The 20239-nt window shown below is 71.7% G+C and carries 17 protein-coding genes and 1 pseudogene; 7 read left to right on the top strand and 11 right to left on the bottom strand.

The window, feature by feature from the left end:
* Window positions 1-178: 178 nt before the first annotated feature.
* Window positions 179-610: an ATP-binding protein gene (locus C6N31_RS07935; RefSeq protein ID WP_138357093.1), complete on the bottom strand. Its 432-nt coding sequence runs from the start codon at window positions 608-610 to the stop codon at window positions 179-181.
* Between the two features lie 88 nt (window positions 611-698).
* The gene (gene bldG / locus C6N31_RS07930) at window positions 699-1040 is read right to left on the bottom strand and encodes an anti-sigma factor antagonist BldG (protein WP_138357092.1); all 342 of its coding nucleotides are present in this window, start codon (window positions 1038-1040) and stop codon (window positions 699-701) included.
* 163 nt (window positions 1041-1203) lie between these two features.
* On the opposite strand from bldG, the gene C6N31_RS07925 reads away from it, so the two are divergent.
* Window positions 1204-3669, top strand: a complete 2466-nt coding sequence (locus C6N31_RS07925) for a DEAD/DEAH box helicase (protein ID WP_198357302.1) — start codon at window positions 1204-1206, stop codon at window positions 3667-3669.
* A 74-nt stretch (window positions 3670-3743) separates the two neighbouring features.
* On the opposite strand, the pseudogene C6N31_RS07920 reads toward C6N31_RS07925, so the two are convergent.
* From C6N31_RS07920 to ssd, 7 genes and pseudogenes are all read right to left on the bottom strand, one after another.
* A pseudogene (locus C6N31_RS07920) lies at window positions 3744-3947 on the bottom strand (Rv3654c family TadE-like protein); the annotation flags it as partial.
* A gap of 53 nt (window positions 3948-4000) precedes the next feature.
* Complete coding sequence (locus C6N31_RS07915; RefSeq protein ID WP_381584742.1) at window positions 4001-4336, bottom strand: TadE family type IV pilus minor pilin; 336 nt, start codon at window positions 4334-4336, stop codon at window positions 4001-4003.
* A gap of 76 nt (window positions 4337-4412) precedes the next feature.
* Window positions 4413-4610 carry a DUF4244 domain-containing protein gene (locus C6N31_RS07910; RefSeq protein ID WP_138357089.1) on the bottom strand — a complete coding sequence of 66 codons (198 nt, stop codon included), beginning with the start codon at window positions 4608-4610 and terminating at the stop codon, window positions 4413-4415.
* A gap of 67 nt (window positions 4611-4677) precedes the next feature.
* On the bottom strand, window positions 4678-5463 hold the full coding sequence (locus C6N31_RS07905) for a type II secretion system F family protein (RefSeq protein WP_198357300.1): 786 nt from the start codon (window positions 5461-5463) through the stop codon (window positions 4678-4680).
* Window positions 5460-6386: a type II secretion system F family protein gene (locus tag C6N31_RS07900; protein WP_198357299.1), complete on the bottom strand. Its 927-nt coding sequence runs from the start codon at window positions 6384-6386 to the stop codon at window positions 5460-5462. The genes C6N31_RS07905 and C6N31_RS07900 overlap by 4 nt, the downstream gene beginning before the upstream one ends.
* Entirely contained in the window at window positions 6383-7558 is a 1176-nt protein-coding gene (locus C6N31_RS07895; protein WP_138357087.1) for a TadA family conjugal transfer-associated ATPase, read from the bottom strand. Before C6N31_RS07895 ends, C6N31_RS07900 begins: the two co-directional genes overlap by 4 nt.
* Complete coding sequence (gene ssd, locus C6N31_RS07890) at window positions 7555-8664, bottom strand: septum site-determining protein Ssd (RefSeq protein WP_244809328.1); 1110 nt, start codon at window positions 8662-8664, stop codon at window positions 7555-7557. The genes C6N31_RS07895 and ssd overlap by 4 nt, the downstream gene beginning before the upstream one ends.
* Before the next feature lie 451 nt (window positions 8665-9115).
* Here ssd and C6N31_RS07885 point away from each other — a divergent pair, with 451 nt between their 5' ends.
* Entirely contained in the window at window positions 9116-9949 is an 834-nt protein-coding gene (locus C6N31_RS07885) for an HAD family hydrolase (RefSeq protein WP_138357085.1), read from the top strand.
* A 320-nt stretch (window positions 9950-10269) separates the two neighbouring features.
* Here C6N31_RS07885 and C6N31_RS07880 read toward each other — a convergent pair whose 3' ends face one another.
* The gene (locus C6N31_RS07880; protein ID WP_138357084.1) at window positions 10270-11091 is read right to left on the bottom strand and encodes a Fic family protein; all 822 of its coding nucleotides are present in this window, start codon (window positions 11089-11091) and stop codon (window positions 10270-10272) included.
* Window positions 11092-11197: 106 nt separating this feature from the next.
* Between C6N31_RS07880 and C6N31_RS07875 the strand changes: the two genes are divergently transcribed.
* Entirely contained in the window at window positions 11198-12202 is a 1005-nt protein-coding gene (locus C6N31_RS07875; protein ID WP_138357083.1) for an ATP-binding protein, read from the top strand.
* On the opposite strand, the gene C6N31_RS07870 is transcribed toward C6N31_RS07875, so the two are convergent.
* Window positions 12195-13496 (bottom strand): polysaccharide deacetylase family protein, encoded by a 1302-nt coding sequence (locus tag C6N31_RS07870; protein WP_198357298.1) that lies wholly within the window; start codon window positions 13494-13496, stop codon window positions 12195-12197. The genes C6N31_RS07875 and C6N31_RS07870 overlap by 8 nt on opposite strands.
* A gap of 247 nt (window positions 13497-13743) precedes the next feature.
* Between C6N31_RS07870 and C6N31_RS07865 the strand changes: the two genes are divergently transcribed.
* The 4 genes from C6N31_RS07865 (at window position 13744) to C6N31_RS07850 (ending at window position 20237) form a co-directional block, all read left to right on the top strand.
* Window positions 13744-15954 carry a bifunctional SulP family inorganic anion transporter/carbonic anhydrase gene (locus C6N31_RS07865; RefSeq protein WP_138357081.1) on the top strand — a complete coding sequence of 737 codons (2211 nt, stop codon included), beginning with the start codon at window positions 13744-13746 and terminating at the stop codon, window positions 15952-15954.
* 160 nt (window positions 15955-16114) lie between these two features.
* The gene (gene acs, locus C6N31_RS07860; protein WP_138357080.1) at window positions 16115-18073 is read left to right on the top strand and encodes an acetate--CoA ligase; all 1959 of its coding nucleotides are present in this window, start codon (window positions 16115-16117) and stop codon (window positions 18071-18073) included.
* A 226-nt stretch (window positions 18074-18299) separates the two neighbouring features.
* A complete protein-coding gene (gene nhaA, locus C6N31_RS07855) occupies window positions 18300-19718 on the top strand; it encodes a Na+/H+ antiporter NhaA (protein ID WP_138357079.1) in 1419 nt (472 codons plus the stop codon).
* A gap of 69 nt (window positions 19719-19787) precedes the next feature.
* A complete protein-coding gene (locus C6N31_RS07850) occupies window positions 19788-20237 on the top strand; it encodes a phage holin family protein (protein ID WP_138357078.1) in 450 nt (149 codons plus the stop codon).
* The last annotated feature ends 2 nt before the right edge of the window (window positions 20238-20239 follow it).

Raw genomic sequence — 20239 nt, 5'->3', positions numbered from 1 at the left:
GCAGCGCGGAGGCAGGCGGGGCCGGCGCGCGGGCGGCGTCATGACGACGGCGCCGGGCAGCGCTAGGAGGGCCGCCGCGGGGGGCCGTTCCGCCCGTCGCGAATGAGCGATACGGGTGAGGCGTGTGCTGCCGGTGCTGCGGGTGAGTCGTCCGGTTCGGGAACGGCCGGAGCAGGTCCTAGGGGAGCACGACAGCGGACGCCGTCGGCCAGCTCATGCGGATGATTCCGCCGTGCTCGCCAACGGTGACCTCGACGTCGTCGACCAGACCGCTGATGACGGCCAGGCCCATCTCGCCCTCGTCGTCGGAGTCATCGGCGCCGGACGCGCGCGCCGACGGGACGGAGCCCGCCGGTGAACCCGGTGCCTCGTCGCCGACCTCGATGGAGAATTTCTTCTCCTCCTCGGTCAGCAACACCCGCACGGGCCGGTCCACGCCGTTGCTCAGGTGCAGGCCGACAGCTCGGCTGCACGCCTCGCCCACGGCAAGCCGCACCTCGTCAAGGACTGCCTCGTCCACCCCCGCCCGGCGCGCTACCGCAGCCGCTACGAGCCGTGCGGTGCGCACGTGCTCGGGCTGAGCGCTGAAGAGCAGTTCTACGGTGGGCATGGCCTCCCCCTCGCTCCTATGGGTGGGCATCACAGGGGTCCGGGCGACGAAACCGCCCGGTACCCCCGTCCTGCGACGATCGGGATGATCAGTCGTTCGCCGCGACAGCCTCGTCGACCGAGGTGTGGATCGGGAACACCTTGGTCAGGCCAGTAATCCGGAAAATCTTAAGAATGCGCTCCTGATTGCATACCAGGCGCAGCGAGCCTTCGTGAGCACGCACCCGCTTGAGACCGCCGACCAGTACACCCAGACCGGTGGAGTCGAGGAAATCGACTCCCTCCATGTCCACAACCAGGTGATAACTGCCGTCGTTCACCAGCTCTACCAGCTGCTCACGCAGCTTGGGCGCGGTGTACACATCAATCTCGCCGCCGACCTCGACGACCGTACGGTCGCCAACGGTTCGAGTCGACAGGGACAGGTCCACGGATCCTCCAGCACCTTGCATCGAGCGGCGTCGCCCCCGGGGACCTCCCCGCCGAAGGGGAGGGGACGGATCGGCAGCCGCGATGGCATTCAATCACTTCACAGCGGGCCAGCACGACGCCTTCCTGCGATTGTCCGTCACGCCGGTGACACACTGAGTGCCGATGGCTAAGGATCAACTTCCGCAGTCGGCGCACGGCCGGCCGTCCCCCCGCACCGTTCTCGAGCGGCTCGCCACGGGGGCAGGCCGAGCCGCACGCATCACCCATACGGAGCACTTGCCCCCGCGGGTCGGTCGCCATGCCGATTGGCCTGATCAGATCCGTCCGGAGGTGCTGGAGGCCATCCGGGCGGCCGGTATCGCCCGTCCCTGGGAGCACCAGGCGCTCACCGCAGGACACGCGATGCGCGGCCAGTCGGTGGTCGTCGCCACCGGAACCGCCTCCGGCAAGTCCCTCGCCTACCTCGCCCCGGTCCTCAGTGCCCTCCTGGACGGCTCCGAGGCTCCGAACGGCCGTGGGGCCACCGCGCTCTATCTGGCGCCCACCAAGGCCCTCGCAGCGGATCAGCGGCGGGCGGTCGCCGCGCTCGCAGAACCGCTCGGTTCGGCGATCCGTCCCGCGCTCTACGACGGCGATACTCCATTCGAGGAACGCGAGTGGGTCCGCCAGTACGCCACGTACGTCCTCACCAACCCCGACATGCTGCACCGCGGCATCCTTCCCGCCCACGCCCGCTGGGCCTCGTATCTGCGCCGGCTGCGGTACGTCGTCATCGACGAGTGCCACACCTACCGGGGTGTCTTCGGCTCCCACGTTGCCCAGGTGCTGCGGCGGCTGCGGCGGCTGTGCGCCCATTACGGCGCCGATCCGGTCTTCGTACTCGCCTCCGCCACCGCCGCCGATCCCGCGGCCGCTGCAGGCCGTCTCACCGGCGTCCAGGTCGTGGAGGTCACCGACGACGCCTCCCCCCGTGGCGAACTGGCCTTCGCCCTCTGGGAACCGCCGCTGACGGAGATGAGCGGCGAGCACGGCGCGCCCGTCCGCCGCACCGCCACCGCCGAGTGCGCCGACCTCCTCACCGACCTCGTCGTCCAGGGCACCCGCACCGTCGCCTTCGTCCGCTCCCGGCGGGCCGCCGAGCTGATCGCCCTGATCGCCCAGGAGAAACTGGCCGCCGTCGACGCCTCGCTGCCCTCCCGGGTCGCCGCCTACCGCGGCGGCTACCTCGCCGAGGAGCGCCGCGCCCTCGAACGCGATCTGCACTCGGGCCGGCTCCTCGGCCTGGCCTCCACCACCGCCCTGGAACTGGGCGTCGACGTCTCCGGGCTCGACGCCGTCCTGCTGGCCGGCTATCCCGGCACGCGTGCCTCGATGTGGCAGCAGGCGGGCCGCGCCGGGCGCGCCGGACAGGGCGCGCTCGCCATCCTCGTGGGCCGCGACGACCCGCTCGACACGTATCTCGTCCACCACCCCGAAGCGATCTTCCAACGCCCGGTGGAATCCACCGTCCTGGACCCCGACAACCCCTACGTCCTCGCCCCCCATCTGTGCGCCGCCGCGGCCGAGCTCCCGCTCACCGACGACGATCTGACGCTCTTCGGCCCCGAAACCGCGGCCCTGCTCCCCCAGCTGGAGCGCCGCGGTCTGCTGCGGCGCCGGGCCGGCGGCTACTTCTGGACCCGCCGGGAGCGCGCCGCCGACCTCACCGACATCCGGGGTGCCGGCGGAAAGGCCGTCCAGGTCGTAGAGTCCGCCACCGGACGGCTGCTCGGCACGGTCGACGACGCCTCCGCCCACACATCGGTCCACGACGGCGCGGTCCACCTCCACCAGGGCCGGACGTATCTGGTCGAGCACCTGGACCTCGAGGACGCCGTTGCCCTGGTCGGCGAGGCCGACCCCGACTACTCGACGATGGCCCGTGAGACCACCTCCGTCTCCGTTCTCTCCACCGACCTGGAGGAGTCCTGGGGCGCTGCCCGCGTCCACTTCGGATCGGTCGAGGTCACCCATCAGGTCGTCTCCTTCCTGCGCCGCCGGCTGATCACCGGCGAAGTGCTCGGCGAGACCAAACTCGACCTCCCGCCACGCTCATTGCGCACCCGCGCCGTGTGGTGGACCGTCACCGACGACCAGTTGGACGCCGCGCGGATCCACCCCGAGGAGCTCCCCGGCGCCCTGCACGCCGCCGAACACGCCTCCATCGGTCTCCTCCCGCTCTTCGCCACCTGCGACCGCTGGGACATCGGCGGCGTCTCGATCCCGCTGCACGCCGACACCGGCCTGCCCACCGTCTTCGTCTACGACGGCCACCCGGGCGGCGCGGGCTTCGCCGAGCGCGCCTTCCACACCGCCCGCGGCTGGCTCACCGCCACCCGGGAGGCCATCGCCTCCTGCGAGTGCGAGTTCGGCTGCCCCTCCTGCGTCCAGTCCCCCAAGTGCGGCAGCGGCAACGAGCCCCTGGACAAACCGGCCGCCGTCCGCCTCCTGGACTGCCTGCTGGCCCGGGAGACGCCCCCGGAATCAGCTGCGGATCCAAAGGCCGATCCAGCTGTTGGCCCAGGTACGGATCCAGGTGTGGATCCAGGCGGGGATCCAGCAGGGGGCCCGGCTCCGGTCGGGGAGTGAGAGCCCGGGGAGGCGGGACCGGCACGGGAGCGGACCCGGGCCGGGCCGACGGCGGCGGTGACATCGGCGATCTCACCTGTCACCGCACACCGCACGAGCCGGGCGCCCTGTGCCGCCGCTGTCCGCGCGGCCCGCGCGCAGGCGGCGACCGGGCCGTCCAGCGCGTGGTCCGCCGCGGCCAGGGCCGCCAGGTCCGCCGCGCCGCCCGCCCGATGGCGGGCGGCGACCGCCTGGCCCATGGCCAGGACCGCGCCGAACGCCAGACACAGCACGCCCATCAGCAGCGCGGCCCAGACCGTCGCCGAGCCCCGGTCCCCGCGCCACCCGCCGCTCATCGGACGGTGTCCTCGGCGAGCGCCGCCGCTTCCGCGTGCAGCGCGACCTCCAGCACCGGCGCCCGGGCGGTGACCCGCACCCTGACCAGCTCACCCTCCCGGGTCAGCGACACCGCGGCCCCCCGCGGAGCGGCGGCGCGGGCCGCCGCCAGCGCGGCGGCCTCCGGCTCGGAACGGGCCGCGGCCCGCGCACCCGCCCGCGCCGCGTCCACGCACTGGATCTGAGCCGCCACGGCCATCAGCCCGCTCAGCAGCCCCGCGGTGAAGAGCACCATGACCGGTAGCGCGACCGCGGCCTCCGCCGTGACGAACCCCCGCTCGCCCCGCCTCACCCTCACTGGCGGCCGCCGGATGGGCGGTTTCGGGGGCGGTTCCGAAGGCGACTCCGACGAGCCTTCCGGAAGGCTCTCAGAAGGACACATCGAGTGCCCTCTCGATCAGACCGCTGAGCGCCGATTTCACCGCACCGCTGGTCACGATCTTGTAGAGCACGGCGGCGAATCCACAGGCCGCCAGTGTGCCGACGGCGTACTCCGCCGTCGTCATTCCCGCATCCGCGGCCGACCGAAGCCGCCGGGCCGTCGCGCGAAGCATCCGGACCACCATGACGTTCCCCCTTGTATCGGTATGTGTTGAATGACGTTCGTATGCCGTGATCGGGCCGGCCCTGGCGCTAGCCGGAGCCGCCCGCGAGGATCCCAGCCGCCAGCCCCATCACCACCGGAACCACCCCGACGAGCAGGAAGGCCGGCAGAAAGCAGAGTCCGAGCGGAGCCGTGGCGAGCACTCCCGCGCGCCGGGCCCGGGCGAGTGCCGAACGGCCGCGTGCCGCGCGGTAGTCGGCGGCGAGGCGGGCCACTTCGTCGACCGGCGCCACTCCGCTGTGCGAGGCGCGGGCCAGGCAGCGGGCGAGCCCCTTGACCGCGGGCAGCCGGCCGAACCGTTCCCAGCACTGCTCGGGATCACCGCCCAGCCGGAGCTCGGCCGCCACCCGTATGAGCCCGTCGCCCAACGGCCCGCCCAGTGAGCGGCCGACCGCTTCGGCCGCCTCGCCCGGCCGGGCGCCCGCCGCGAGGCAGGCCGCCATCAGGTCGGCGCAGAGCGGCAGTTGACGCCCGGCACTCACGTCACGGTCATGGCTGCCGGCCGTCCGTGCCCGGCGCTGCCAGCGCCGTATCCCGTACGCGGCGAGCAGACCCGTCACACAGCCGGGGATCCCTCCCACGAACACGGCCGCGCCGAGCGCCACCGCTGCCACCGGACCCCAGGTCCGCAGCGCGGGCCCTCTGGTCCACCACGCGGTTCCAGGGCTTTTGGCGACCCGCACCCCGAACAGCAGGCGGAGCCTGCCGAGCGCGGCGCGTTCCCGCCGGACCTCGATCACCGTCACCGCGACACACAGGACCGCGGCGCCGACCGAGACGGCTGTCCCCAGGCTGTGGACGCGGTCGCCGCTCACCAGGACTCCTCGGCGGACCGCACGATGCGTCCGGTCCAGGCGAGTCCCGCCCACTCCAGCAGGCCGCCCGCCAGCAGGCAGGCCAGCCCTGTCGGGGTGCCCAGCAGCGTCCCCACCGGATCCGCTCCCAGTCCCGCGCCCAGCACCACTCCGAACAGCGGGAGCAGGGCCAGCATCAGCGCGGTCGAGCGAGGACCGGCCAACTGGGCTCGCAGGTCGTCGCGTTGATCACGTTCGGCGCGCAGCGCGGCGGCGATCCGGTCGAGGCCCCCGGCCAGCCCCGCGCCGCCGTCGACGGCGACCTGCCAGCAGGCGGCGACGGCCGCCAGCCCCTCGGCGCCCTCCTGGCGCGCGGCGGCCCGCAAAGCTTCCGGCACATCTCCGCCGAACCGGGCGGCGGCCAGCAGCAGCCGCGCGGCGTCCACCAGCTCGGGGGCGTCCGGCCAGCCGTCGTCCTCGATCGCGCCCGCCAGTGCCGTGTGCGGCGGGCTTCCCGCCCGCAGATCACCGGCGACCGTCCCGCAGAGGGTGCCCACCGCGGTCACCCGCATCTCCGCTGCCACCCGCCGTGCCCGCTCCCGCAGTTGGCGGCCGACCAGTGGCACAGCGGCGGCCCCGGCCAGCGCGGGCAGCACCGAATGCGCCAGCAGCGCGAGCAGCAGTCCGGCGGGCAGGCAGAGCAGTTCCCGTCCGAGCCGCCATCCCAGCCGCTCCCGCAGCGGTGCGAGCAGCGCCTGCCCGCAGGCAACCGGCCCACGCCACATGCCGGGCCCCCAAGCCCACACGGTGGCCGGCCGCTGACTGCCGACGAGCATCAGCCGGGCCCGGCGCAGCACGGCGTCCCTGCCGCACATCAGCCACCCGGCGGTCCCCGCGCAGAGCACCGCCGCCCACAGCGTCACCAGCGCCGGCCCGGGCCTCATGACGCGCCCCGCTCGCACAGGCCCGCCAGCCGGTCCCAGCCCGGCCCCCGCTCCCCGGCACCGTGAGCGCCGCGCATCACGGCCGGGACGGTGACGACCAGCCCGTCGGCGCGGCGTTCCAGTACATGGATCTCGGCGACCCGGCGCAGCCCCGAACGGTCCCTTGCCAGATGGACGACGACGGACAGCGCGGCCGCCAACTGGCTGTGCAGGGCGGCCCGGTCGAGTCCGGCGGTCGAGCCGAGCGCCTCCAGCCGGGCCGGCACGTCGCCGGCCGCGTTCGCGTGGATCGTGCCGCAACCGCCCTCGTGCCCGGTGTTGAGCGCGGCGAGCAGCTCGGTGACCTCCGGTCCGCGGACCTCGCCGACCACCAGCCGGTCCGGGCGCATCCGCAGGGCCTGGCGCACCAGGTCCCGGAGCTCCACCAGACCGGCACCCTCCTGATTCGCCGGCCGGGTCTCCAGACGTACGACATGCGGGTGGTCGGGTCGCAGTTCCGCGGAGTCCTCGGCGAGGACGATGCGCAGATCCGGTTCGACCAGGCCCAACAAGCAGCTGAGCAGTGTGGTCTTCCCGGTGCCGGTGCCGCCGCTGATCATGAAGGAGAGCCGGGCGTCGAGGACGGCCCGCAGCAGCCGGGCGGTCTCGGCGTCCATGGTGCCGGCGGCGATGAGCTCGTCCAGGGCGAAGGCACGGGCCCGCACCACCCGCAGCGACAGACACGGCGACCCGACGACGACGGGCGGCAGCACGGCATGCAGCCGGGTGCCGTCCGGCAGCCGGGCGTCGACCCACGGCCGCGCGTCGTCCAGCCGCCGCCCGGCGGTGGTCGCGAGCCGCTGGGCGAGCCTGCGCACCGCGGCGGCATCGGCGAAGCCGACGTCGCTGCGCTCCAGGCCGTGCCCGCGGTCGACCCACACCTCGTCCGGCCCGTTGACGAGAACATCGGTGACGTCCGGATCCGCGAGGAGGGGTTCCAGCGGCCCCGCGCCCACCATTTCGGAGCGGAGCGCGGTGACGACGCCGAGCACTTCGGTGTCGCCCAGCAGCCGCCCTTCGGCGCGCAGCGCGGCGGCGACCCTGCTGGGTGTCGGGTCCCCGCTGTACTCCGCGAGGCGGAGTCTGACGGCGTCCAGGAGCGCCGCCCTCGGTTCCGCGCGGTCGGCGCTCATACCGGCACGCTCCCGCCGCTGGGCAGGGCCTGGGACAGGAAGGCGGAGCAGAAGCGGGCCAGCGGCCCGCGTCCGCTCGCGCCGGGCGGCCGCCCGCCGTCCCGCGCATCCAGCAGGTCCGGTTCCGACGGCAGTTCACCGGCCAGCGGCAGACCGATGAGTTTGGCGATCTCCTCGTCCCCGAGCCCCGAAGCGAACGGCCCGCGGGCAACCACCCGCAGGTCCTTGAGGACCATGCTGACCGCCGAGGCGACCCGGGTGGCCGCGGCCACCGCCCGCAACTCGGCCGGGACGACGAGGAGTCCGACGTCGATCTGGGCCAGGGATTCCGCGACCGCGTCGTCGACCCGGCGGGGCAGGTCCACGACGACGACTCCGCCCCGGCGCCGCGCGGCACCCAGCACGGACCGCATGGCCTGCGGCGGGATGACCACCGAGTCGCTGCGGTCCCAGCTGAGGACGCTCAGCGCGTCCAGCCGCGGCAGCGACTCCTCCAGCGCACCGCTGTTGACGCGCCCCCGCGAGTCGGCGAGGTCGGGCCAGCGCAGTCCCCCGGCGCGCTCCGCGCCGAGCAGGATGTCGAGGCCGCCGCCGAGCGGGTCGCCGTCGATGAGCATCGCGCGGCGGCCGTCGCGGGCCGCGGTGACCGCGAGGGCGCAGGCCAGAGTGCTGGCCCCGGCGCCGCCGCGGCCGCCCACCACCCCGATGGTCAGGGCGGGTTCGGCGACTCCCTCGGCCACATCGGCGATCCGGTCCACCAGCCATGTCTCGGCATCCGGCAGGAAGAGCACATGATCGGCGCCGATGTCGACGGCTCTGCGCCACACGTCCTGGTCGTCCAGATCCCGGCCGACGAGCAGCACGCCCTTTCGCCGGACGGCGCCGCGGAGCCGGGTGGTGTCGTCGGAGCCGACGAGGACCAGCGGCGCGGATTCCCAGCTGCCCGCACGTGGCGGAGCCCCGAAAGCCACTTCGGGTTCGGCGCCGGCCGCCGCGCACAGCCGCAGCAAATCGTCGAGCAGCGCCTCGTCCTGAGTGACGATCAGCGGTCCGACCGGCTCGTCCGCTGCTGCCGGCCTCCGGTCGGGTGTGATGGATTCAGCCACGGCCCTGTCCCCCTCGTTCGTCCCGCGAGCACGGTGGTGCATCGCCTGCGAACAGAGTCCGGCCGTTCCGGAGTCTCAGATGATCTTGGTCGGTTCCGGTGGATAACTCAGCGGTTGTGGATAACTCCGCCACTCGAACGGGTGAGTTCGCCGCCAAGGCGCAACGATTACGGAACGTGACACGTCGTACCCGATACAGGCAGCGCAAGAGGAGGCGGAGCTACCGCATAAAAGGAAGGAGAGCTACCGGGACGTCGGTCCGAAAAGACATCCGGACATGCGACGACCCCCGCCGGGGGGGAGAGCGGGGGTCGTCCCCACAGTCCGACTCGGGGGGGAGGAGCCAGACCGGGTTAGCACGGTCGCGAACGATCCGTGACTTCCATGGTGTACCCGACAGCCTTCTCAGGCAAACCCACGCGCCTGAGCTTACGCCGAATGGTGGTTGCTTATGCTCGTGCTCGTGGAAAACCACCTGTCCCCGCGCACCGCAGCATTCTTCGACCTCGACAAGACCGTGATCGCCAAGTCGAGCACCCTCGCCTTCAGCAGATCCTTCTACCAGGGCGGCCTGATCAATCGACGGGCCGTGCTGCGCACCGCCTACGCCCAGTTCGTGTATCTCGTGGGCGGCGCCGACCACGACCAGATGGAGGGGATGCGCAAGTACCTCTCCGAGCTGTGCCGCGGCTGGAACGTGCAGCAGGTCAGGGAGATCGTGGCCGAGACCCTCCACGACCTCATCGACCCGATCATCTACGACGAGGCCGCATCCCTCATCGAGGAGCACCACGCCGCCGGCCGGGACGTGGTGATCGTGAGCGCCTCGGGAGCCGAGGTCGTCGAGCCCATCGGCCGGATGCTCGGCGCCGACCATGTGATCGCCACCCAGATGGTCGCCAAGGACGGCTGCTACACCGGCGAGATCGAGCACTACGTCTACGGCCCCGCCAAGGCCGAGGCCATCCTCGGGCTCGCCGAGACCGAGGGATACGACCTGGAACGGTCGTTCGCGTACAGCGATTCGGTGACGGACATCCCCATGCTGGAGGTCGTCGGCCACCCGTACGCGGTGAATCCGGACCGCGGGCTGCGCCGGGAGGCGACCGGCAAGGAGTGGCCGATCCTCACCTTCAACCGGCCGGTCCGGCTCAACCAGCGGATCCCGTCGCTGTCGATGCCGCCGCGCCCGGTGCTCGCCGCCGCAGCGGTCGGAGCGGCCGCCGCCACCGCCGGACTGGTCTGGTACGCGGCCCGCCGCCGCCGACCGTCACTTTTGTCCTGATTGAAGGCAAAAGTAAAGAAGTGCGCTCAGGGGTTCCGCTTCGGCCGTGGCGGCGGTAGAAAGGACTCAGAGGCCCGCGAGACCACGGACGTTCCGAGAGGAAGACCGCAGAGTATCTGGCCACACGGACCCAGCATGGAAGTCGGGCACCCACGCGCAGCCGACCCGCTAACCGGGCCAGCCGCACCAGGTGACGGGCAAAGTCCCGACCTGATCGGCAAAAATCGAGCACGCATGGTAACGCGACGGACATGTCAGCGGCGGCACCCCCTGGGTGCCGCCGCAACCCTTTCCGGCGCAACCCTTTCCGGGCTCCGGTCTCAGGCCGCGCCGCGCTGCAGCGCCTCGCACACCGCGACGCTCTCGCGCACCCCGAGTTCCAGCGCCTTCCCGCAGTGCCCGATCCACGCGGCCATGCCTTCCGGCGTCCCGGACGCGTAACCCTCCAGGGCCTTGAGGTAGTCGGCCCGCCCGAGTTCGGCGTGGCCCACCTCGGCCGGACAGATCGACTTGGGATCGAGTCCGCTGCCGACCAGCACGATGCGCTCCGCGGCCCGCGCGACCGGCCCGTTGAACGAGCCGAAGGGCCGCAGCGAGAGCAGTTCGCCGTGCACCACCGCGCCGACGACGAGCGCGGGCGCCTCGCTCCCCGCGCGCAGCAGTCCGACCAGCCCGTCGAGCCGGGCGGCCACCTCTCCCGACTCCGGGAGCGGGAGCTCCACGAGCGGCTCGTCGACCGGTTCACCGGCCAGCCGCGGCCGGCCGACCGTGTCGTCAGGAGCCGCGCCGCCCGCCGCCACCAGGTGCAGCCGCGCCAGCGCCTGCACCGGCGACTGGCGCCAGACGCTGAGCATCTGCCCGGCCTCGGCGGTCAGCCGCAGCGCCGCACCCACCGTGCGGGCCTCGGCGTCCGCGGAGAAGTCGCTGCGCCGCCGCATCTCCTCCAGCGGCCAGTCGGCGCCGGCCAGTGCGGCGGAACCGCGCGCTCCGCGCAGCGCCGCCTCGGACGTCACCTCTTCGGACCGGCGGCGCATCACCCGGTGCCCGTAGACCTTGTCCACGGACTGCCGCACAGAGTCCACCGCGTCGGACACGCCGGGCAGGGAACCGAGGATGGCGAGCGGATCAGCGTTCGTACCCATGAGTACGACCCTACGCACAGCGAACCGCACCAATGAACCCCGATCGAGTGGCCTTCCCCACTCCAGACCGTCACCGCCCGTAGATGTCCGACTACTCTTGGCGAACATGAAGATCGCTTTCGTTGGAAAGGGCGGCAGCGGCAAGACCACGCTGTCCTCCCTGTTCATCCGCCACCTCGCGGACGCCCGCGTGCCCGTCGTCGCCGTTGACGCGGACATCAACCAGCACCTCGGCCCGGCCCTCGGCCTGGACGAGGCGGAGGCCGCCGCGTTCCCCGCGATGGGCGCCCACCTGCCGGAGATCAAGGAGTACCTGCGGGGCACCAACCCGCGGATCGCCTCCGTCGAGACCATGATCAAGACGACTCCGCCGGGCAGCGGCTCACGCCTGCTGCGGGTGGTCGAGGAGAACCCGGTCTACGCCGCGTGCGCCCGCACCGTCCCCCTGGACGACGGCGCCCATGTGCAGCTGATGGCGACCGGCCCGTTCAACGAGTCCGACCTCGGCGTCGCCTGCTACCACTCCAAGGTCGGAGCGGTGGAACTGTGCCTGAACCATCTGACCGACGGGCGCGGCGAGTACGTCGTGGTGGACATGACGGCCGGCAGCGACTCGTTCGCCTCCGGGATGTTCACCCGGTTCGACATGACGTTCCTGGTCGCCGAGCCGACCCGCAAGGGCGTCGCCGTCTACCGCCAGTACAAGGAGTACGCCCGCGACTTCGGCGTAGCGCTGCGCGTCATCGGCAACAAGGTGCAGGGCCCCGACGACCTGGCGTTCCTGCGCGACGAGACGGGTGACGACCTGCTGGCCACCGTCGGCCACTCCGACTGGGTGCGCGCGATGGAGAAGGGCCGTCCGCCGAGCTTCGAGCTGCTGGAGGAGACCAACCGCCGCGCGCTGCGGACGATGCACGAGACGGCCGACGCCTCGTACGACGCGCGCGACTGGGACCGCTACACCCGCCAGATGGTGCACTTCCATCTGAAGAACGCGGAGAGCTGGGGCAACGCCAAGACGGGCGCCGACCTGGCATCCCAGGTCGACCCCGTCTTCGTCCTCGGCGAGGCCGGGGCGATGACCGCCGCCGGCGCGCTGTCGCCTAGCTGACCCTCGACCCGGGTCCGGCGGCGCCCGCCGAAGCCGCAGGCGCGCCAGGGGCCGCAGGTGCCGCGAGGAGGGCCGGCCAGCCCTCCTTCGGCGCCTGCCCGACGTCCAGCGTGCGCAGCTTCTGCAGCACGGCCGGGTCCTGCGCGTCCATCCAGTCCGCCATCTGCTTGAACGACACGCACCGCACGCCGTCCTTGTTGCACACCGACTTGATGGTGGACTCGACGGCCTTCATGTAGACGCCGCCGTTCCACGACTCGAAGTGGTTGCCGACGAACATCGGCGCCCGGTTGCCCGTGTAGGCGCGGTCGAAGGCGGCGGCCAGGCCGTTCTCCATCTGCCGGCCCCAGTAGTCGCGCATCGACGGGTCGCCCTTGGTGGTGCCGGACTGGTTGGCCAGGAAGTTGTAGTCCATGGACAGCGTCTCGAAGGCGCGGCCGGGGACCGGGATGTCCTGGAGCGGGAAGTCCCAGACGCCGTCGATCTGCGAGGGCCAGACCTGCCGCCCGCCGACCGAGCTGGCGTCGTAGCGGAAGCCCATCGCCTTGGCGGCCGGGATCAGGTTCCGCTGGCCCTCCAGACAGGGGGCGCGGCCGCCGACCAGCTCCTTGCTGTAGTCGAACGGCAGCGGGGCGAGCTGGGTGAGGCCGCTGTTCGTCTTCCAGTTCTTGACGAAGCCCTCGGCCTGCTCGATCTCGCTCTTCCACTCCTCGGACGACCAGGTGCCGACCCCGCCGTTCGGGCCGCAGAAGTGGCCGTTGAAGTGGGTGCCGATCTCGCTGCCGTCCTGCCACGCCAGCCGGATCTGCTGCAGCGTGTCGGTCATCTCCGGGCGGTCGGTGAAGCCGATGTCGGAGGCACCGCGCGAGTGCCGCGGCGGCGCGTAGACCTCCTTGCGGTCCCCGGGCAGCAGGTAGACGCCGCTGAGGAAGTACGTCATGGCCGCGTTGTTCTCCTTGCCGACCTCGCGGAAGTGCGAGAACAGCTTCTGGCTGTCCTCTCCCGCGCCGTCCCAGGAGAAGACGACGAACTGCGGGGGCTTCTCGCCCGGCGCGAGCCGCTCGAACTTGGGCTGGTTGGGCTGCGCCCCGGTCTCGGCGGTGGAGCCGTCGCCGATCAGCTTCATCACCCGCGCCGGTGGTTTCTGCACGGCCGCGGCAGGACCGTCGTGCTGCCGGCTGCTCTGCCCGGACCCTCCCGAACTGGAACCGCTGGAACCGCTCGAACAACCCACCGCGCCGAATGCCAACGCGGTTACAGCCGCCAGGGCCGTGGTCTTCCGCATGGAATGCATACGAACCTCGATCCAAAGGGGAGAGCAGGGATTCGAGAGCAAAAACTGACATGCTCCCGCGATTTGGCCGTCACGACCGGCCAAACCACTCCCCGATTCACCCGATAGGAGCAAATCTCCGCCCGAGTGGATCTACGGACTTCACCGAACCGTATATCCGCATTACTCTCCTTTTACCGACGCTTGAGAGTAGCCATACAGTTACGTACGGCTACCACGTCCCGCCGCCCTGAAGGAGACGGGAACCATGCAGACGCCTCACAGGTCCGATCTGTCCGCCTCGATCACTGTCTTTCTGATCGCCGTGCCGCTGTCGCTCGGTATCGCCCTCGCCACCGGTGCGCCCCTCCAGTCCGGCCTTGTCGCCGCAGCCGTCGGCGGTATCGTCGCCGGGCTGCTCGGCGGGGCCCCGTTGCAGGTCAGCGGGGCTGCCACCAGCCTCGTGGTCGTCACCGCCGAACTCGTACAGCGCTACGGATGGCGCACCACCTGCGCCATCACCGTGCTCGCCGGCCTCTCCCAGGTCGCCCTCGGCGCCCTGCGGGTGGCGCGGGCCGCGCTCGTCGTCAGCCCCGCCATCGTGCACGGCATGCTCGCCGGGATCGGCGTGTCCATCGCCGTCGGGCAATTGCACGTCATCCTCGGCGGCACCGCTCAGGGCTCCGCCCTGGCCAACCTCGGTGCGCTGCCACGCCAGTTGGCGGCCACCAGCCCGGCCACCCTGGGGATCGGCGCGCTCACCGCCGTCGTCCTCGTCGGCTGGCCCCGGCTGCCCGGAAAGAACGTCAGAAACAGAGCCGTGCGCGCGCTGCGGGCGGTCCCGGCGGCGCTGGCGGCGGTCGCCGCCGCCACGGCCGCTGGTCTCGCGCTGACCGTGCCGCGCGTCGATCTGCCGTCGTGGAACGCTCCGGTGCTGCCCCGGCTGCCGGAGGGCCCGGTGCTCGGCCTGCTCGCCGCGGTCGTCACCGTCACCCTCGTCGCGAGCATGGAATCGCTGCTGTCCGCGGTCGCGCTCGACAAGATGCAGTCCGCGTACCCGGACCGGCAGGCCAGACCCGCGCGGCTCGACCGTGAACTGCTCGGCCAGGGCGCGTCGAACGTGGTCTCCGGGCTGCTCGGCGGTCTGCCGGTGGCCGGCGGCGCGATGCGCGGCTCGGCGAACATCCGGGCCGGAGCCGTGACGCGCTGGTCCACCGTCCTGCACGGGGTGGGGGTGGTGCTGTGCGCGAGCCTGCTGGCCGGCGTGCTGGATCTGATCCCGCTCGCCGCCCTCGCCGTCCTGGTCCTGCTCGTCGGCGTGAAGATGGTCAGCTTCGCGCACATCAAAAACGTACGGCGGCACCAGGAGTTCCCGGTGTACGTCACCACCATCGGCGGCGTGCTGCTGCTCGGCGTACTGGAGGGCGTGGTGGCCGGGATCGCGGTAGCGGCGTTCACCGCGCTGCGCCGCCTCACCCGCACCCGTATCACGGTCTCCGAGGAGGCGGGCGGCTACCGGGTGCGGGCCCGCGGGCAGTTGACGTTCCTCGCGGTGCCCCGGCTCACCCGGGCCTTCGCCCAAGTGCCGGACGGAGCGCACGCCGTCGTGGAGCTGGACGGCTCGTTCATGGACCACGCGGCGTACGAAGCGCTGCAGTCGTGGTGCGACCGGCACCGTGCCCGCGGCGGCTGGGCCATGCTCGGCGACCGCAACGGAGGGACCGTCAGCGAACCGGCGAGCACGCACGCCTGCCGGCCCTGGACGCCGTGGCGCAACCACCACTGCACCCGGCCGAGCGCCGCCACCGTCACCGCACCGGCCGGCAACCAGCTGCTCGGGGGCGTCAGCAACTTCCAGCGCAACACCGCACCCCTGGTGCGCGACGAGCTGGCGCGGCTGGCGCGGGAGGGCCAGCGGCCCACCCAGCTCTTCCTCACCTGCGCCGATTCCCGGCTGGTGACCAGCATGATCACCTCCAGCGGTCCCGGCGACCTCTTCACCGTCCGCAATGTCGGGAATCTGATGCCGCCGCCCGGCTCGGACAACTCCTGCGACTCGGTGGCCGCGGCCGTCGAGTACGCGGTGGACGTACTGAAGGTCGGCAGCATCACGGTCTGCGGGCACTCCGGCTGCGGCGCCATGCAGGCGCTGCTCGGCAGCGACCACGCGCCCGGCGCGCAGACCCCGCTGGCCCGCTGGCTGCGACACGGCCGGCCGAGCCTGGAGCGGCTGGCGCGGGGCGGTCCCGGGATGACGGACCGGGCACCGGCCGACGATCTGGAGCGGCTGAGCCTGGCCAACGTGGTCCAACAGCTGGAGCACCTGCTGGACCACCCGTGCGTGGCCCGCCGCTACGCGGAGGGGAAGCTCGAGCTCCAGGGCATGTACTTCCATGTCGCCGAGGCCCAGGCGTACGTCCTGGACCACGCCACGGGGGCGTTCTCGGCGGTGCATCCGGAGGTGCTGGACGCGGTCTGACACCGGCCGGGGCCGGGCGGCGGAGCGACACGCCGCGCGGCCCCGAACGGGGCCGCTCACGCTACAGGTCTAAACCAATTATCCTGCGACTCTTGTCATCGCGCCCGCGGCCTGATGAGCTATGGCCGGGACATCTGGGACAGTCTGACAAGGAGTTGGCGTGAGCAGCAACGAGAGCCTGGCCAATCTGTTGAAGGAGGAGCGGCGTTTCGCTCCGCCGGCCGAGCTGGCCGCATCCGCCAACGTCACCGCGGATGCGTACGCACAGGCCGAGTCCGACCGCCCGGCCTTCTGGGCCGAGCAGGCGCGCCGGCTGAGCTGGGACACCGAGCCGACCGAGACGCTGGACTGGTCGAACCCGCCGTTCGCCAAGTGGTTCGCCGACGGCAAGCTCAACGTGGCGTACAACTGCGTCGACCGCCATGTCGAGGCGGGCAACGGCGACCGGGTCGCCATCCACTTCGAGGGCGAGCCCGGCGACAGCCGCTCGCTCACCTACGCCGAGCTCAAGGACGAGGTCAGCCGGGCCGCCAACGCGCTCACCGAGCTGGGCGTCGAGGCCGGCGACCGGGTCGCGGTCTACCTCCCGATGATCCCCGAGGCCGTGGTCGCGATGCTGGCCTGCGCCCGGATCGGCGCCGCCCACTCCGTGGTCTTCGGCGGCTTCTCGGCCGACGCCGTCGCGTCCCGCATCCAGGACGCCGACGCCAAGCTCGTCATCACCTCCGACGGCGGCTACCGGCGCGGCAAGCCGTCGGCGCTCAAGCCCGCCATCGACGAGGCGGTCGCCAAGTGTCCGCAGGTCGAGCATGTCCTGGTGGTCCGCCGTACCGGCCAGGAGACAGCGTTCACCGAGGGCCGTGACGTCTGGTGGCACGACATCGTCACGCGGCAGTCCGCCGAGCACACGCCGCAGGCGTTCGACGCCGAGCACCCGCTCTTCATCCTCTACACGAGCGGCACGACGGGGAAGCCGAAGGGCATCCTGCACACCTCGGGCGGCTACCTCACCCAGACCTCCTACACCCACCACGCCGTCTTCGACCTCAAGCCGGAGACCGATGTCTACTGGTGCACGGCCGACATCGGCTGGGTGACCGGCCACTCGTACATCGTCTACGGGCCGCTCTCCAACGGCGCCACCCAGGTGATCTACGAGGGCACCCCGGACACCCCGCACCAGGGCCGCTTCTGGGAGGTCGTCCAGAAGTACGGCGTGACGATCCTCTACACCGCGCCCACCGCGATCCGGACGTTCATGAAGTGGGGCGACGACATCCCCGCGAAGTTCGACCTGTCCTCGCTGCGGGTGCTGGGCAGCGTCGGCGAGCCGATCAACCCCGAGGCGTGGATGTGGTACCGCGAGCACATCGGCGGCAACCGCTGCCCGATCGTGGACACGTGGTGGCAGACCGAGACCGGCGCGATGATGATCAGCCCGCTGCCGGGCGCCACCACCACCAAGCCGGGCTCCGCGCAGCGCGCCCTGCCGGGCATCGCCGCCACCGTCGTGGACGACGAGGCGCGCGAGGTGCCGAACGGCTCCGGCGGGTACCTGGTGCTGACCGAGCCGTGGCCGTCGATGCTCCGCACCATCTGGGGCGACGACCAGCGCTACATCGACACCTACTGGTCGCGGTTCGAGGGCCGCTACTTCGCGGGTGACGGTGCCAAGAAGGACGAGGACGGCGACATCTGGCTGCTCGGCCGGGTGGACGACGTGATGCTGGTGTCGGGCCACAACATCTCGACCACCGAGGTCGAGTCGGCGCTCGTCTCGCACCCGAAGGTCGCCGAGTCGGCGGTCGTCGGCGCGACCGACGCGACCACCGGCCAGGCCATCGTCGCTTTCGTCATCCTGCGCGGCACCGCCTCGGACTCCGACACGCTCGTCGCCGAGCTGCGCGACCACGTCGGGAAGACGCTGGGCCCGATCGCGAAGCCCAAGCGCATCCTGATCGTCAGCGAGCTGCCGAAGACCCGTTCCGGCAAGATCATGCGCCGGCTGCTCCGCGACGTCGCCGAGAACCGCGAGCTCGGTGACGTCACCACGCTGACGGACTCCTCGGTGATGGATCTGATCCAGACCAACCTGCCGGGCGCGACCAGCGAGGACTGACCGCAGGGCCTGAGAGGGTCCGGACGGCCGACAAGGGGCTCCCGGCAGCAGGCCGGGAGCCCCTCATGTCCGTAATATGACGATCGCCGGACGGCACAGCGCGTGACCCGATAAGCTGGTCCCCGCGTCAGGAACGCGTCAGTACACAAGGTGCGCCGGGAAGTCTGGTCGGCAACGGAGTCAGCCATGTCCAGTGGATGACCGACCGACCGGAGGTCTTCGACCTGTGACCGAGCGACCCGCGACCGACCAGCCCGCGACCGCGCCCACCCGCCGTTCCGTCCTCCTCGGCCGGCTGTCCCTCCCCGAGCGGACCTTCGTCGCCGACGCACTGCGCGCCGAGACCGTGGGCGGCATCCTGTTGCTCATCGCCGCCGTCGCCGCGCTGATCTGGGCCAACACCCCGGCGCACCACACCTACGAGACGGTCAGGGAATTCCACTTCGGCCCGTCCTCCCTGGGGCTGGACCTGTCGGTGCAGCACTGGGCGGCCGACGGGCTGCTCGCCGTCTTCTTCTTCGTCGCCGGGATCGAGCTCAAGCGCGAGCTGGTCGCCGGTGAGCTGCGGACGCCGTCCGCCGCGGCGCTCCCGGTCATCGCCGCCGTCTGCGGCATGGCCGTACCCGCGCTCGTCTACGTGGTGGTCAACACCGTCGGCGGCGGCGCGCTCGACGGCTGGGCGGTCCCGACCGCCACCGACATCGCCTTCGCGCTGGCCGTGCTCGCGGTCATCGGCACCTCGCTGCCGTCCGCGCTGCGCGCCTTCCTGCTGACGCTCGCCGTCGTCGACGACCTCTTCGCGATCCTGATCATCGCGGTCTTCTTCACCTCGTCGATCAACTTCGTGGCCCTCGGCTGCGCTGTGCTCGGCCTGCTGGTCTTCTGGCTGTTGCTCCGCAAGGAAGTGCGCGGCTGGTACATCTACCTGCCGCTCGCCCTGGTCATCTGGGGGCTGATGTACAACAGCGGCGTGCACGCCACGATCGCGGGCGTCGCCATGGGCCTGATGCTGCGCTGTACCCGCCGGGAGGGCGAGGAGCACTCTCCGGGCGAGCACGTCGAGCACCTGGTGCGCCCCGTCTCCGCCGGCCTGGCGGTGCCGCTGTTCGCCCTCTTCTCGGCAGGTGTCGCCGTCTCCGGCAGCGCGCTCACCGATGTCTTCTCCCAGCCCGAGACGCTCGGCGTGGTGCTCGGCCTGGTGGCCGGCAAGACCCTGGGCGTGTTCGGCGGCACGTGGCTCGCGGCCCGGTTCACCCGGGCGGAGCTCAACCCGGAGCTCCGCTGGCCCGATGTGCTCGCCGTCGCCTCACTGGCCGGGATCGGTTTCACCGTGTCGCTGCTGATCGGCGAACTCGCCTTCGACGAGGACCCGGTGCTGGCCGACGAGGTGAAGGCGGCCGTCCTGATCGGGTCCCTGATCGCGGCCGTCATCGCGGGCATCCTGCTCAAGCTCCGCAACAACAAGTACCGGGCGATGTGCGAGGAGGAGGAGCGCGACGAGGACGGGGACGGCATCCCGGACATCTACGAGCAGGACAAGCCGGAGTACCACCTGCGGATGGCCGAGATCCTCGAACGGAAGGCCGTCGAGCACCGCAGGCTCGCCGAACTGGCCCGGGTCAGAGGCGCGGGTGACGGGGACTGAGGCATGATCTGTGGGTAACAGTCCCTACCACCTGGTAGCCGGGCATGACGGATACCGACGGAGGATGCGATGAGCGCAGTGGAGCAGGCCGAGGGCGCGAGCCGCAGTCTCGGACAGCTGTTCGCCTCCGCCACGGCGGAGATGTCCGCCCTGGTGCATGACGAGATCGCCCTCGCCAAAGCGGAACTGCGTGAGGACGTCAAGCGGGTCGGCCTCGGCAGCGGCGCGATCGTGGGCGCCGTCACCCTGGCGTTCTTCGCCCTGCCGATGTTCAGCATGGCGGCGGCCTACGGCATCCACGCCCTCGGGCTGGGTCTGGCCTGGTCGTTCCTGATCGTCGGCGGCGCGTACGTGCTGATCGCCCTGATCCTCGGGGTGTTCGCGCGGGCGAAGTTCAAGAAGGTGAAGAAGCCGGAGCGCAGCATCGCCTCGGCCAAGCAGACGGCAGCCGTACTCCAGAGCGTCAAGCCGCATCCGCGCCCCCTGGAGTCCAGGACCACCGACGACCTCAAGGTGTGACA

The organism is Streptomyces fildesensis (genome assembly GCF_016107395.1).
GTDB classification, from domain to species: Bacteria; Actinomycetota; Actinomycetes; order Streptomycetales; family Streptomycetaceae; genus Actinacidiphila; species Actinacidiphila fildesensis.
Note: the sequence above shows the minus strand (reverse complement) of the source record. Positions and strands in the feature narration are given on the sequence as shown.

What these genes read in the sequence shown, in the direction of transcription:
- C6N31_RS07935 (WP_138357093.1), bottom strand. Translation starts at nt 610, where the DNA reads ATGCCCACCGTAGAACTGCTCTTCAGCGCTCAGCCCGAGCACGTGCGC.
- C6N31_RS07925 (WP_198357302.1), top strand. Translation starts at nt 1,204, where the DNA reads ATGGCTAAGGATCAACTTCCGCAGTCGGCGCACGGCCGGCCGTCCCCC.
- C6N31_RS07910 (WP_138357089.1), bottom strand. Translation starts at nt 4,610, where the DNA reads ATGGTGGTCCGGATGCTTCGCGCGACGGCCCGGCGGCTTCGGTCGGCC.
- C6N31_RS07900 (WP_198357299.1), bottom strand. Translation starts at nt 6,386, where the DNA reads ATGAGGCCCGGGCCGGCGCTGGTGACGCTGTGGGCGGCGGTGCTCTGC.
- C6N31_RS07895 (WP_138357087.1), bottom strand. Translation starts at nt 7,558, where the DNA reads ATGAGCGCCGACCGCGCGGAACCGAGGGCGGCGCTCCTGGACGCCGTC.
- C6N31_RS07885 (WP_138357085.1), top strand. Translation starts at nt 9,116, where the DNA reads ATGCTCGTGCTCGTGGAAAACCACCTGTCCCCGCGCACCGCAGCATTC.
- C6N31_RS07880 (WP_138357084.1), bottom strand. Translation starts at nt 11,091, where the DNA reads ATGGGTACGAACGCTGATCCGCTCGCCATCCTCGGTTCCCTGCCCGGC.
- C6N31_RS07875 (WP_138357083.1), top strand. Translation starts at nt 11,198, where the DNA reads ATGAAGATCGCTTTCGTTGGAAAGGGCGGCAGCGGCAAGACCACGCTG.
- C6N31_RS07870 (WP_198357298.1), bottom strand. Translation starts at nt 13,496, where the DNA reads ATGCATTCCATGCGGAAGACCACGGCCCTGGCGGCTGTAACCGCGTTG.
- C6N31_RS07865 (WP_138357081.1), top strand. Translation starts at nt 13,744, where the DNA reads ATGCAGACGCCTCACAGGTCCGATCTGTCCGCCTCGATCACTGTCTTT.
- C6N31_RS07850 (WP_138357078.1), top strand. Translation starts at nt 19,788, where the DNA reads ATGAGCGCAGTGGAGCAGGCCGAGGGCGCGAGCCGCAGTCTCGGACAG.